This window comes from uncultured Azohydromonas sp., assembly GCF_937926365.1.
In the GTDB taxonomy this organism is placed as follows: Bacteria; Pseudomonadota; Gammaproteobacteria; order Burkholderiales; family Burkholderiaceae_C; genus Azohydromonas.
This window is the reverse complement of sequence record NZ_CALAOH010000198.1, coordinates 14028-27184: the sequence shown is the minus strand read 5'-3', so window position 1 is coordinate 27184 and position 13157 is coordinate 14028. Positions and strand designations below refer to the sequence as shown.

Here is a 13157-nt window from a genome sequence, read left to right as displayed (position 1 = left end):
CTGCTGTGGCTGGGCGGCGGCGCGCGCGGCGCCGGCGCGGCGGTGGCGCGGCTGATGGCGCTGGGCATCGGCGTGGTCACCTCCACCCAGGGCCGCGGCGTGGTGGCCGAGACGCACCCGCTGTCGCTGGGCGCCTACAACCTGCAGCCGGCCGTCGAGGGCTTCTACCAGACCTGCGACGCGATGCTGGTGGTGGGTTCGCGCCTGCGCGGCAACGAGACGCTGAAGTACAAGCTGAAGCTGCCGCAGCCGCTGTACCGCATCGACGCCGATCCGGCCGCGGAAGGGCGCTGCTACGAGAGCGAGCAGTTCGTCTGCGGCGACGCGGCGCTGACGCTCAACGCGCTGGCCGACCGGCTCGAAGGCCGGCTGCGCGTCGATCCCGCCTTCGCCGAAGACCTGGGGCGCGTGCGCGGCCAGGTGGTGGGCGCGCTGCGCGACGGCCTGGGCCCCTACAGCGAGCTGGTCGATGCGCTGCAGGGCGTGGCCGGCACGCGGTTCAACTGGGTGCGCGACGTGACGGTGTCCAACAGCACCTGGGGCAACCGGGAGCTGAAGCTGCACGACCCGCGCGCCGGCGTGCATGCGCTGGGCGGCGGCATCGGCCAGGGCCTGGCCATGGCCATCGGCGCGGCAGTGGGCGCGCAGGCCTACGGCACGGGCAAGAAGACCTGGTGCCTGGCGGGCGACGGCGGTTTCATCCTCAACCTGGGCGAGCTGGCGACGGCCGTGCAGGAGAAGGTGGACCTGGGCATCGTGCTGATGAACGACCGCGGCTACGGCGTCATCAAGAACATCCAGGACGCGCAGTACGGCGGCCGCCGCGTGTACGCGGACCTGCACACGCCCGACTACGCGCTGCTGTCGCGCTCGCTGGGCCTGCAGCACCAGCGCATCGCCCACCTGGGACAGGCGGCAGGCCAGCTGCAGGAGATGGCCGCCACCCCGGGGCCCGCGCTGCTGGAGGTGGACATGCTGTCGGTGGGCGGCTTCAAGACCGCCTTTGCCGGCCCGCCCGTGAAGGCCGCGCACTGAAGCGGGGGACGCAGCCATGAGAAAGCTTGCCCTGGTGGGTTGCGGCGCGATCGGCAGCGCCGTCATCGATCTGCTGCGCGGCGACGCCGAGGTGCGCGTGACGCAGGTGATCGTGCCGGCCTCGCACCGCGCCGAAGCCGAAGCCGTGTGCGGGCGCGTCGCGCCGATGGCCCGCGTGCTGGAAGCCGTGGACCTGGGCGACGGCCAGCGCCCGGACCTGCTGGTGGAGTGCGCCGGCCACGGCGCCGTCGGCCAGCACGTGCTGCCGGCGCTGGAAGCCGGCATCCCGGCGGTGGTGGCCTCCATCGGCGCGCTGCACGACGCGGACGCGATGCTCACGCTCGAAGCCGCGGCGGCGCGCGGCGGCACGCACGTGTCGCTGGTGTCGGGCGCCATCGGCGGCATCGACGCCCTGGCGGCGGCGCGCATCGGCGGCCTGGACAGCGTGGACTACGTGGGCCGCAAGCCGCCGCTGAGCTGGCGCGGCACGCCGGCGGAACAGGACTTCGACCTGGCTTCGCTGACCGAGCCGACGGTGATCTTCGAGGGCAGCGCGCGCGAAGCGGCGCGGCTGTACCCGAAGAACGCCAACGTCGCGGCCACCGTGTCGCTGGCCGGGCTGGGGCTGGACCGCACGCGCGCCACGCTGGTGGCCGACCCCGGCGTGCAGCGCAACGTGCACCGTGTCGTGGCCCAGGGCACCTTCGGCCGCCTGGAAATCACGCTCGAAGGCCAGCCGCTGCCGGCCAATCCCAAGACCTCCGCGCTGACCGTCTACAGCGTCGTGCGCGCCATCCACAACGCCTCCCACGCGGTGTCCCTATGAGCCAACTCAACGAACCCCTGCAGGACCGGCTCCCGCTGCGCGACCTGCCCATCAACGTCGCGGGCGAGTGGCGCCGCGGGCGCGGCGCGGCCTACGCCAGCCTCTACCCGGCCGACGGCAGCGTGACGGCCGAGCTGCATGCCGCCAACGCCGAGGACGCGACCGAGGCCGTGGAGCGCGCGCAGGCCGCCTTCGAGCGCGGCGACTGGTCGCAGCGCCTGCCGCACGAGCGCGCGGCGGTGCTGTACCGGATTGCCGAGACCATCCGCGCCCGGCGCGAGGAGCTGGCGCACCTGCAGCGCCGCGACAACGGCAAGCCGATCCAGGAGACGCGCGCGCTGGTGGACAGCGCCGCCGGCACCTTCCAGTTCTTCGCCGCGGCCTGCGAGACGCTGGAGGACCAGCTCACGCCGCAGCGCGGGCGCCACGTGACGATGAGCGTGCACGAGCCGCTGGGCGTGGTGGCGGCGATCACGCCGTGGAACTCGCCCATCGCCAGCGAGGCGCAGAAGATGGCCCCGGCGCTGGCCGCGGGCAACGCGGTGGTGGTGAAACCCGCGGAGATCACGCCGCTGGCCGCCCTGGAGCTGGCGCGCATCTGCGAGTCGTGCGGCGTGCCGGCCGGCATGGTCAGCGTCCTGCCCGGCAAGGGCTCGGTCATCGGGGACGTGCTGGTGAAACATCCGCTGGTGAAGCGGGTGGCGTTCACGGGCGGCACCAGCACCGGGCGCCAGATCGCGCACCACGCGGCCGAGAAGATGATGCCGGTGTCGCTGGAGCTGGGCGGCAAGTCGCCCACGGTGGTGTTCGAGGACGCGGACCTGGACCACGCCGTGGCCGGCGTGCTCTACGGCATCTTCAGCAGCTCCGGCGAGTCCTGCATCGCCGGCTCGCGCCTGTTCGTGCAGCGCCGCCTTTACGGCGCCTTCATGGACCGGCTGGTGGCGGGGGCGCGCGCGCTGCGCGTGGGCGACCCGCTGGACGAGCGCACGCACATGGGGCCGCTGGTGTCGGCCGCGCACCGCGAGACGGTGGAGCGCTACGTGGCGCGCGGCCTGGCCGACGGCGGGCGGCTGCTCACGGGCGGCCAGCGCCCGCAGGACGCGGCGCTGCAGTCCGGCTATTTCTACACGCCGACCATCATCGAGGGCCTGCGCAACGACCAGTCCATCTGCCAGGAGGAGATCTTCGGCCCGGTGCTGGTGGCGCTGCCCTTCGACGACGAGGACGACCTGGTGGCGCAGGCCAACGACAGCGTGTATGCGCTGGCCGCGGGCCTGTGGACGCGCGACTACAAGCGCGCCTGGCGCCTGGCGCGCCGGCTGCAGGCCGGCACGGTCTGGATCAACACCTACAAGCAGTTCTCGGTGTCCACGCCCTTTGGCGGCTGGCGCGACAGCGGCATGGGCCGCGAGAAAGGGCGCCACAGCCTCCTGGAGTACATGCAGCAGAAGAGCCTGTACTGGGGCCTGAACGAATCTCCCCTGCCCTGGGCGGCCTGACGCCAGGCCCACCCCTTTGAACCTCGCCCCGCGCGGCCACGAACGCATCTTCGATCGGCGTCGCGCAGCGCAATCAAGACATAGGAAGTCGTCATGAAAGCTGCATTGCGCATGTGCCTGGCCGCGGCCACGCTGCCCCTGGCCCTGTCCGCCCCCGCGGCCTGGGCCCAGGCCTGGCCGAGCAAACCCATCGTCATCATCAACGGCTACCCGGCCGGCGGCGACTCGGACGTGCTGGCGCGCGTCTTCGCCGAGAAGCTCACGGCCAAGCTGGGCAAGCAGGTGATCGTGGACAACCGTCCCGGCGCCAGCGGCACCATCGCCGCCGCCGCCGCGGCCAAGGCCGCGCCGGACGGCCACACGCTGCTGTTCGTGCCCAGCACCTTCGCCATCGCGCAGCACACGCTCAAGCCGCACCCGAACACCGCGCACGACGTCAACAAGGACTTCACGCCCATCATCCTGGCCGGCAACGTGCCGCTGCTGGCGGTGACGGCCAAGGGCGGCGCGAAGGACATGCAGCAATTGCTCGGCGAGGCGCGCGGCGGCAAGGCGCTGACCTACGGCACGCCGGGCGCGGGCTCGCCCATGCACGTCGTGGGCGAGATGCTCAACAAGGCCGCGGGCACCAAGATCACGCATGCGCCCTACCGCGGCGTGGCGCCGGTGGTCAACGACACGCTGGGCGGCCACGTCTCGGTCGGCTGGGTCACGCCGGCGGCCGTCACGGCGCACCTGGAGGCCGGCAAGCTGGTGCCGCTGGCGGTGTCCGGCGCGCAGCGCTCGAAGCTGCTGGCCGACGTGCCCACGCTGGCGGAGCTGGGCTACAAGGACGTGACGGTGACGGCCTGGATGGGCCTGCTGGGGCCGAAGAACCTGCCGCAGCCCGTGGTTGCCAAGCTCAACGGCTTGATGAACGAGATCCTGAAGATGCCCGACGTGGTGGCGCGCATGAACGCCCTGGGCGTCGAAGCCGTGGGCGGCGAGCCCGCGGCGCTGGCCAAGCAGATCGCCGCGGATGACGAGCGCTTCGGCCGGCTGGTCAAGGAATTCGGCATCAGTGCCGAATGAGCCATCAACCCATGGAGAGCAACATGATCCTGGGCATCGACGAGATCACCTACGGCGCCGAAGACCTGGGCACCTGCCGCAGCTTCCTGCGGGACTGGGGCCTGACGCTGGTGCAGGACACGCCGGAGCGGCTGGTGTTCGAATGCCTCAACGGCTGCCGCGTGTCGGTGGCCGATCCGCGGCAGGTGGCGCTGCCCGCGCCCTTCGAGGACGGCCCCACGCTGCGCGAGGTGGTCTGGGGCGTGGACAGCGAGGCCAGCCTGCGGGCGCTGCGCGAGCAGCTGCGCCAGGCGCCGGGCTTCGTGGAGGAGGAGGGCGGCCGCCGTTTCGGCTGCACCGATCCCAACGGCATGGCCGTGCGCTTCCAGGTCAGCGTCAAGCGGCCGGTGCAGGCGCGGGGCACCGTGAGCAACACCTGGGACCGGCGCGAGCGCGTGGATCAGCCCGGCACGGTGTACGAGCGCGCGCAGCCCGTCGAGGTGGGCCACGTGGTGTTCTTCGTGGCCGACCTGGAGGCGACGCAGGCGTTCTACGCCTCGCTGGGCTTCGTCACCTCGGACCGCTACCCGGAGCGCGGCGCCTTCATGCGCTGTGCGCCGCGCGGCGGGCACCACGACCTGTTCCTGCTGCGCACGCCGGACGGCCGCCGCGGGCTCAACCACGTGGCCTTCACGGTGCGCGACATCCACGAGGTCTTCGGCGGTGGCCTGTACTTCAGCGGCCAGGGCTGGGACACGCAGCTCGGCCCGGGCCGGCACCCGATTTCCTCGGCCTACTTCTGGTACTTCCGCAATCCGGCGGGGGGCCTGATCGAGTACTACGCCGACGAGGACGAGCTGACCGAGGCCTGGGAGCCGCGCGACTTCGAACCCGGCCCCACGGTGTTCGCCGAATGGGCCATCGAGGGCGGCCTCGACGGCCGCACCCGCCGCCAGAAGGGCCGCCAGGCCGACGGCAAGTTCTTGACCGACAAGCGCGACTGAAGCGCACCCGTACCGCCCGCAGCACCAGGACATCGACATGGAAGACAACCGCACCGCCGTCATCGTCGGCGCCGGCCAGGCCGGCCGCTGGGTGGCGCTGACCCTGCGCGCCGAAGGTTTCAACGGGCGCATCGTCATGTTCGGCGATGAGCCGCACCTGCCCTACGACCGCCCGCCGCTGTCCAAGGCGGTGCTGCACGGCACGGCCGACCTGCCGCAACTGGCGCTGCTGACGGCGGCCAAGGCCGATGAGCTGCGCGTCGAGTGGCGGGCGGCGGCGGTCAATGCCATCGACCGCGAGGCGCGCCGCGTGCGCGCCGCGGACGGCAGCGAGACCAGCTACGACTGGCTGTTCCTGGCGCAGGGCGGGCGGGCGCGCACGCTGCCGGGGCTGGCGCCGCATCCGCGCGTGGCGACGCTGCGCAGCTGGGAGGACGCGCAGCGCATCAAGGCGCTGATCGAGTCCTCGCGCCACCTGCTGGTGCTGGGCGGCGGCTGGATCGGTCTGGAAGTGGCCGCCTCGGCGCGCCAGCGCGGTTGCGAGGTCACCGTGGTGGAAGCGGCGCCGCGCCTGTGCGTGCGCACCGTGCCGGCCTGCGTGTCGGCGCACCTGCAGGCGCTGCACGAAGGCCATGGCGTGACGCTGCGGCTGGGCCAGGCGGTGCAGCAGGTCGAACCCGGCGAGGACGGCGTGCGGCTGCGCCTGGCGGGCGGCGAGACGCTGCAAGGCGACGCGCTGGTGCTGGGCATCGGGCTGGTGGCCGAGGATGGCCTGGCCGCCGCGGCGGGCCTGGCCTGCGACAACGGCGTGCTCACCGACGCCTCGGGCCGCACCGCCGACCCGGCCGTGTTCGCGGTGGGCGACATGGCCAACGCGCTGCAGGGCGGCGGGCGCCGGCAGCGCATCGAGTCCTGGGAGAACGCGCAGCGGATGGCGGTGGCCGCGGCCAAGGCGGCGCTGGGCGTGGCGCACGACCCGCTGGCCGAGGGCGCGCCGTGGTTCTGGTCCGACCAGTACGAGGACAACCTGCAGTTGCTGGGGCTGCCCGATGAGCGTTTGCGCATCGTCGAGCGCGTGGTGCCCGCCAAGCGCCAGCGCATCTTCTTCTTCTGCGAGGGCGCGCGCGTGCGGGCCGTCGCCGCGGTCAATGCCGGGCGCGAGATCAAGGTCGCGCGCAAGTGGATGCTGCAGGACCGCTTCCCCGCCATCGAGGCGCTGGCCGACGCCGGCGTCGATCTTCAGAAGCTGCCCACGACGGCAGCGAGCGCCTGAAACACCAAGGAGACAAGCCATGAGCAACTGGACCCCCGTCGGCCACCGCGAGCAGGTCGAAACCGACAACCCCCTGGCCGCCGAAGTCGGCGAGCTGAAGCTGGGCATCTATGAAGTGGACGGCGAGCTGCACGCCGTCGAGGACGTCTGCCCGCACGCGATGGCGCTGCTGACGCAGGGCTTCGTGGACGGCTGCGAGGTCGAGTGCCCGCTGCACAACGCCGTGTTCGACGTCACCACCGGCAAGCACCTGCGCGGCGAGCCCTGCCGCGACCTGCGCGCGTTCCCCGTGCGCGTGGTGGACAGCCGCATCGAGGTGTGCCCGGTCCCGCTGGACTGAGCCCGCCCCCCCCAACAAGCCTCACACCGGAGACCGCCATGGACTTCAATCCCTACCTGCTGGCCAAGGTGCAGTTCATCAGCACCAATCCCAACGCGCTGCAGCTCGACCACAACCCCAGCCTCAAGCCCTGGGAATCGCCGTGCCCGAACAACGTGGCCGGCAAGGGCCAGATCGAGGAACCGGGCCGCATGCCCAACATCGTGTGGCAGACCCGCACCGCCGCGCCCACCGACTACGAGAACGCGCTGGGCGACGCGCTGGAAGTCGTCTTCCAGCAGGGCGCCGAGACGGCCGAGGAAGTGGTGGCCGGGCTCAACGCGCAGGGCCTGCGCGCGCCCGGCGGCCAGCCCTGGACGGTGGAGAGCTTCGAAACCGAGATGGCCCGTCTGGGCGCCTGAACCCGAACACCTTGCACTGGAGACGAGCATGGGAACTTCCGATCAAGACGCGCTGGTGAAGGCCGAGGCCCAGCGCATCCTCAACACCGGCGTGCGCAACCTGTGGTGGCCGGTGGCGCCGAGCTGGCAGGTGAACAACGCGCCGGTGGGCGTGACGCGGCTGGGCGAGCGCATCGTGCTGTGGCGCGACGGCAAGGGCCAGGTGCACGCGCTGGAGGACCGCTGCCCGCACCGCGGCGCACGGCTGTCGCTGGGCTGGAACCTGGGCGACCGCGTGGCCTGCTGGTACCACGGCGTGGAGGTGGACGGCTGCGGCGTGGTGGCCAAGGTGCCGGCCTCGGGCAACTGCCCCATGGAGGGCCGGCAACAGGTGCGCAGCTACCCGGTGCAGGAGCGCGCCGGGGCCATCTTCCTGTGGTTCGGCATCGACCCGAAGGCCGAGCCGGCGCCGCTGGAGCTGCCGGAGGACCTGGTGTCGGACGAGTTCTCGCATTTCCTGTGCGTGTCCAACTGGAAGGTGAACTACCGCTACGCCATCGACAACGTGATGGACCCGATGCACGGCGCCTACCTGCACGCCACCTCGCACTCGATGGCCGAGGGCGACAAGTCGGCCGAGATGCGGGTGCGCAAGACGGAGACCGGCCTGGTGTTCGAGAAGACGGGCCAGCGCGGCGTGAACTTCGACTGGGTGGAACTGGGCGACACGGGCTGCCTGTGGCTGCGCCTGGCGATCCCGTACCAGAAGCGCTACGGGCCCGGCGGCTCCTTCGGCATCGTGGGCTTCGCCACGCCGGTGGACGACAAGCACACGCAGGTCTACTTCTGGCGCACGCGCAAGGTGCAGGGCTGGCAGCGCGACGTGTGGCGCTTCCTCTACCGCAACCGCCTGGAGGGCCTGCACTGGGCGGTACTGGAGCAGGACCAGTTCGTCCTGGAGTCGATGCCCGAGGACGCGCGCAACCGCGAGTTCCTGTACGAGCACGACGTCGGGCTGGTGCGCGTGCGCCGCATGCTGGAGAAGCGCGCGACGGAACAGGCGCAGGCGCTGGCGACGCTCAAGGCGGGCTGAGCCGCCAGCGCGGCGCTACACGGGTTCACCGCGCAGCGCCCGCCAACGCGTCCCACGAGCCGGTGGCGGCGAGCTGCGGCGCGTACTCCACGCCCGCGGCGCGCAGCAGCAGCGCCCCGGGCCGCCAACGCGCCTCGTCCACCCGGAACTTCAGCAGGCGCTGCGCGCCGGCGAAGGCCTTCAGCTCCTCGCCTTCCCAGAGCACCTGCGCCTCACCGGTGAGCTGCAGCAGGTGGCCCTGCGCGAAGTCCGCGAACAGCAGGCCGGCGCGCGGGTTCAGCGCCAGGTTGCCCAGCGTGTTGAAGAAGGAGTTGCCCGCGAAATCGGGCGAGATCAGCACGTTGTGGCCGTCCTCCTGCGTGACGCGCACGAAGCCCGGCTTGCCGCCACGGTGCGACACGTCCACGCCGCCATTCGGCGACGCGTCCCGCCGGGCCGCGTCGGCCGAGGCCGTGGCGATGAAGAAGGTGTCCGCCCGCGCAACGCAGGCCACGGCTTCGGGCGGGAGCAGCCCGGCCGTCACGAGGGCCGGATCGCCCGACACCGCTTCCGGTTGCAGCCGCAACTCGCGCGCCTGGATGTACTTCGGGCAGTTGCCGAAGCTCTGCTGCACGCTCACGCGGAAGTGGCCTTCGCCGCGCTCGGCCACCGGGCCGTTCATGCGGTTGCGGCGCCGGGTGGACAGCTCGATGCCCAGCAGGCCGACCTGCGCACCGGCACGCACGGCATCGGCCAGGGCGTCCTGCGCGTCCGGCAGCGCGCCGATGCGCAGGCTGTGGGCGTCGGGCGCGGTGGCGAATCCCGGCTCCCCGACCAGCATCGAGGCCCAGGGGCGCTGCCGCCCGTCCAGCGCCCCGAGCAGCAGGAAGGGCAGCTTCTGGAACAGCTCGCGGTGCTCCTCCGGCATGTGGCCGCGGATGACGCGGCGTCCGACCTGCCGCATGCGCTCCAGCACGCCAGCGCGCGCCTGCAGGGCCTGCTCGCCGGCGTGGAAGGGAGCGGCGTCGTGCGGCCAGCCGGCGTTCGGGATGAACTCGCCCATGGCAGCGCCTCCTCAGGCCACCAGCGGCTCAGCCGGCGGGTTGCGCGCCATGCCGACGAAGCCGGGCAGGGCCTCGATGCGGCCCAGCCAGGCGCGCAGGTGCGCATACGGCTCCAGCGACACACCGCCTTCGGGCGCGTGCGCCGTGTAGGTGTAGAGCGCCAGGTCGGCGATGGACGGCTCCTCGCTCGCCAGGAAGGGCCGCGCCGCGAGGTGCGCGTCCATCATGGCGAAGAGCTGCCTGGCGACTTCGAAGCGGCGGGGATCGCGGGGCCGCTTGAACACCACTTCGACGCGCGCCAGCCCGGGGCCGGATAACAGCTGCCCGGCCGCGATGCTGAGCCAGCGCTGCACCCGCGCCATGCCGACCGGGTCCTTGGGCAGCCAGCGCCCGCCCTGGTCGTAGCGGCCGGCCAGGTACACCAGGATCGCGTTGCTGTCGGCCAGCGTGAGGTCGCCGTCCTCGATCACCGGCACCTGCCCCAGCGGGTTCATGGCCAGGAACTCCGGCCGCTTGTGCTCGCCGCGCAGCAGGTCCACCTCCACCACCTCGTGCGGCAGTTGCAACAGCGACAGGAACAGCCGGACGCGATGGGCGTGGCCCGACAGCGGGTAGCCGTACAGCCGGATGACTGGCTGGGAGCTCATGGGTGGCCTCTGAAGAAGTGGAGAGAGGCCGCCACGATATTCATTGCATGCGGCAAACAGAATCGCCGCCGTTGACACATCACCATTCCGAAAAATGAAATGGCGGCATGAGCGATCTGTTGAATCTCCGCGTGTTCATCGCCGTGGCCGAGGAGGGCGGCTTTGCGTCCGCCGCGCGCCGGCTGCGCCTGTCGGCGCCGGCCGTCACGCGCGCCGTCGCGGCGCTGGAGCAGCACCTGGGCGCGCGGCTGCTGCACCGGACCACGCGCAGCGTGCGCCTCACCGACGTGGGCGAGCGCTTCCTGGCGGACAGCAAGCGCATCCTGTCCGAGCTGGAGGAGGCCGAGGCCGCGGCGCGGGGCGCGCACGTGGAGCCGCAGGGGCAGCTGTCCATCACCGCGCCGGTGCTGTTCGGGCGCTTCCACATCGCGCCGATCGTGCTGGACTTCCTGCAGCAGCACCCGAAGGTCAGCGTGCGTACCCTGTTCGTGGACCGCATCGTGCACCTGGTCGATGAGGGTTTCGACGTGGCCTTGCGCATCGCGCACCTGCCCGACTCCAGCATGACGGCCGTGCAAGTGGGCTCCTTGCGCCGGGTAACGGTGGCCTCGCCGGCCTACCTGGAGGCGCACGGCGAGCCGGCGACGCCGCAGGAGCTGGCCGGCCACCGGGCGATCGGCTTCTCGCAACTGGGCGTGGGCGGCACGCACTGGACCTTCTCACTCCCGGACGGGGGCACGCACACCGTGCAGCCGCAGATGCCGTGGATCGCCAACCTGGGCGAGGTCGCCATCGACGCCGCCGCGGCCGGGCACGGGCTGACGCGGGCCCTGTCCTACCAGGTGGCCCGGCCACTGGCGGAAGGGCGGCTGCGCGTGGTGCTGCAGGCCTACGAGCCGCCGCCCGTGCCGGTGCACCTGGTCTATCCGGCCGGGCGCAAGGCGGCGGCCAAGGTTCGGGCCTTCGTCGATTTCGCGGCGCAGCGGCTGCGCGCGGAGCCGGTGCTGCGCTGAGGCGTGGTCCGGCGGGGCGACGGCGCTGCTAGCAAGGGGAAAGTACCTGAAACGGTACACTTTCCCATCCTGATCGGAGCATGCCCATGAACACCCTTCCTGCCCTGGAGCTCAAGCGGCGCGGCATGGCGGCCGTGGAAGAAGGCTTGCGCCACGGCCCGCTGCACATCCTCAAGCGCAACCGGCCCGCCGCCGTGGTGCTGAGCGAGCAGGACTACCAGCGCCTGCTGGCACGCGCCGGCGAGGCCCAGGCTGTCGCGGGCCCGGGGGCGCTGGACTGGCTGTTGGCACAGTCCCCCGGCGGACAGCGCAGCACGGCCGACATCGATCGCCAGATCGATGAAGAGCGGGACGGGTGGGAGCGTTGATCGCGTTCCTGGATGCCAACGCGCTGATCTACCTGCTCGAAGGCGAGGCCGAACAGGCCCGGCGCGTGCAGGACTGCCTGCGCGAGCTGGCTTCGGAGGCTGCGCGGCTGACGCTCGCCATGAGCCGACTGTCGTGGCTGGAATGCCGCATCAAGCCCTTGCGCGCGGCCGATGCCGCCCTGCTGTCGCGCTACGACAGCTTCTTCGCCTCGCCCGACCTGCACTGGATGGAGCTGGACCGGGCCACGGTCGAACTGGCCACGACACTGCGCGCCCGCCATGGACTGCGCACGCCGGATGCGCTGCAGGCCGCCGGTTGCCTGAAGGCCGGCACACCGCACGCGTTCATTACCGGTGACCGCGGTTTCTCAAGGGTTCCGGGGCTGGCGTGCCGCTTCGTTTCCCTCCGCGAGCCCGAGGGGCCCTGAGCGCGGCTTTTCCACGATCAGGTCGGCTCAGTGCCGGCACCAGGCTGTCCCCGCCGGAAGGAACTGAAATCAGCGCAGCTCCGCCGCGCGCGGCATGTCGGCACCACGGCGCGAGCAGGTGAGCGCCGCTGCGCGCGCGGCGAAGCCCAGCGCCTGCTCCAGCCGCGCCGCGGGCAGCGCCGCCAGCGCGGCAGCGTTTAGCGCCTGCGCTTCGCCCAGGGCGCACAGCAGCGCGGCCTGGAAGGTGTCGCCCGCGCCGACGGTGTCCACCACGGCCGTGGCCGGCGCCGGCACTTCCAGCCGCTCGCCGCGGCGGAAGGCCAGTGCGCCGGCGCCGCCGCGGGTCACCACGGCCAGCGTGCAGCCGGCGGCAAGCCAGTCCTGCGCCACGGCCTCGGCCGCACGGCCAGGGTAGAGCAGGCCCAGGTCTTCCTCGCTGGCCTTGACCAGGTCGGCGCAGGCGGCCATGCCCTGCACCGTCTCGCGCCAGCGCGCCAGGCCGGGCTCCACGTTCAGGCGCACGTTGGGGTCGTAGGCAATCAGGCGCCGGCCGCGCTCGGCCGCGGCCAGGGCGCGCAGCGTGCTCCCGATGGGCTCGACCACCATGGCGTAGGAGCCGAAATGCAGCGCCCGCACCGCGGCCGGCAGCGGGCCCAGATGCCGCGGCAGCAACAGCCGGTCGGCGCAGCCCGTGCCGTGGAAGGCGTAGGAGGGCGCCCCGTGCTCGTCCAGCCCGACCAGGCTCAGCGTGGTGGGCGCATCCAGCCGCACGACGCAGGCCGTGTCCACGCCTTCCTGTCGCAGCGAGCGCATCAGCCGCTCGCCCAGGAAGTCGGTGGACACCGCGCCCAGGAAACCCACCTCGCAGCCCAGCCGCGCCAGCCCCCGCGCCACGTTGAAGGGCGAGCCGCCCATGCGCGCGTCCAGCGCCATGCCCTCGGCGCGGTCTCCCGCACCGAACACGTCCATCAAGGCCTCGCCACACACCATGAACATCCGTCTTCTCCCGCTTTCCGGCGCATCCGCAGCGCCGCGCATGGCCGCCATGCTGCCCTCAGGCGGCGCGCAGCGCGCGAACCGGCGAGCCGCCGGGCACGCCATTGGCCGCGTCCAGGCGCTTCCGGCTCCACCATGGACTGTTCGAATCACTTTTAT

Annotated in this window: 15 protein-coding genes; 12 read left to right on the top strand and 3 right to left on the bottom strand. The window is 72.2% G+C overall.

From position 1 onward, the window contains the following. The 9 genes from Q0741_RS21165 to Q0741_RS21125 form a co-directional block, all read left to right on the top strand. Positions 1–1035: thiamine pyrophosphate-binding protein (locus tag Q0741_RS21165; RefSeq protein WP_298235171.1), on the top strand; the 1035-nt coding region annotated here is incomplete at its 5' end. Positions 1036–1051: 16 nt separating this feature from the next. Continuing rightward, a complete protein-coding gene (locus Q0741_RS21160; RefSeq protein ID WP_298235170.1) occupies positions 1052–1861 on the top strand; it encodes an aspartate dehydrogenase in 810 nt (269 codons plus the stop codon). Beyond that, entirely contained in the window at positions 1858–3363 is a 1506-nt protein-coding gene (locus Q0741_RS21155) for an aldehyde dehydrogenase (protein WP_298235169.1), read from the top strand. Before Q0741_RS21160 ends, Q0741_RS21155 begins: the two co-directional genes overlap by 4 nt. A 93-nt stretch (positions 3364–3456) precedes the next feature. Further along, the gene (locus Q0741_RS21150; RefSeq protein WP_298235168.1) at positions 3457–4434 is read left to right on the top strand and encodes a tripartite tricarboxylate transporter substrate binding protein; all 978 of its coding nucleotides are present in this window, start codon (positions 3457–3459) and stop codon (positions 4432–4434) included. Continuing rightward, on the top strand, positions 4431–5417 hold the full coding sequence (locus Q0741_RS21145) for a VOC family protein (protein ID WP_298235167.1): 987 nt from the start codon (positions 4431–4433) through the stop codon (positions 5415–5417). The genes Q0741_RS21150 and Q0741_RS21145 overlap by 4 nt, the downstream gene beginning before the upstream one ends. Before the next feature lie 37 nt (positions 5418–5454). Next, positions 5455–6690 (top strand): FAD-dependent oxidoreductase, encoded by a 1236-nt coding sequence (locus tag Q0741_RS21140; protein WP_298235166.1) that lies wholly within the window; start codon positions 5455–5457, stop codon positions 6688–6690. 19 nt (positions 6691–6709) lie between these two features. Continuing rightward, entirely contained in the window at positions 6710–7030 is a 321-nt protein-coding gene (locus Q0741_RS21135) for a non-heme iron oxygenase ferredoxin subunit (protein ID WP_298235165.1), read from the top strand. Positions 7031–7068: 38 nt separating this feature from the next. After that, a complete protein-coding gene (locus tag Q0741_RS21130) occupies positions 7069–7431 on the top strand; it encodes a recombinase-like helix-turn-helix domain-containing protein (protein ID WP_298235164.1) in 363 nt (120 codons plus the stop codon). Positions 7432–7459: 28 nt separating this feature from the next. Continuing rightward, positions 7460–8503, top strand: a complete 1044-nt coding sequence (locus Q0741_RS21125; RefSeq protein ID WP_298235163.1) for an aromatic ring-hydroxylating dioxygenase subunit alpha — start codon at positions 7460–7462, stop codon at positions 8501–8503. A 25-nt stretch (positions 8504–8528) separates the two neighbouring features. On the opposite strand, the gene Q0741_RS21120 is transcribed toward Q0741_RS21125, so the two are convergent. Together Q0741_RS21120 and Q0741_RS21115 are read right to left on the bottom strand one after the other, a co-directional pair. Then, positions 8529–9545 (bottom strand): pyridoxamine 5'-phosphate oxidase family protein, encoded by a 1017-nt coding sequence (locus Q0741_RS21120; RefSeq protein ID WP_298235162.1) that lies wholly within the window; start codon positions 9543–9545, stop codon positions 8529–8531. Positions 9546–9557: 12 nt separating this feature from the next. Continuing rightward, positions 9558–10193, bottom strand: coding sequence for a glutathione S-transferase family protein (locus Q0741_RS21115; RefSeq protein ID WP_298235161.1), 636 nt, complete (start codon positions 10191–10193; stop codon positions 9558–9560). 107 nt (positions 10194–10300) lie between these two features. On the opposite strand from Q0741_RS21115, the gene Q0741_RS21110 reads away from it, so the two are divergent. The 3 genes from Q0741_RS21110 to Q0741_RS21100 all read left to right on the top strand — a co-directional run bounded on the left by Q0741_RS21110 (position 10301) and on the right by Q0741_RS21100 (position 12002). Beyond that, a complete protein-coding gene (locus tag Q0741_RS21110; RefSeq protein ID WP_298235160.1) occupies positions 10301–11206 on the top strand; it encodes a LysR family transcriptional regulator in 906 nt (301 codons plus the stop codon). 86 nt (positions 11207–11292) lie between these two features. Continuing rightward, a complete protein-coding gene (locus tag Q0741_RS21105; RefSeq protein WP_298235159.1) occupies positions 11293–11574 on the top strand; it encodes a type II toxin-antitoxin system Phd/YefM family antitoxin in 282 nt (93 codons plus the stop codon). After that, positions 11562–12002, top strand: coding sequence for a type II toxin-antitoxin system VapC family toxin (locus tag Q0741_RS21100; RefSeq protein ID WP_298235158.1), 441 nt, complete (start codon positions 11562–11564; stop codon positions 12000–12002). Before Q0741_RS21105 ends, Q0741_RS21100 begins: the two co-directional genes overlap by 13 nt. A gap of 69 nt (positions 12003–12071) precedes the next feature. On the opposite strand, the gene Q0741_RS21095 is transcribed toward Q0741_RS21100, so the two are convergent. Then, positions 12072–12998 (bottom strand): carbohydrate kinase, encoded by a 927-nt coding sequence (locus Q0741_RS21095; protein ID WP_298235157.1) that lies wholly within the window; start codon positions 12996–12998, stop codon positions 12072–12074. Positions 12999–13157 lie beyond the last annotated feature (159 nt).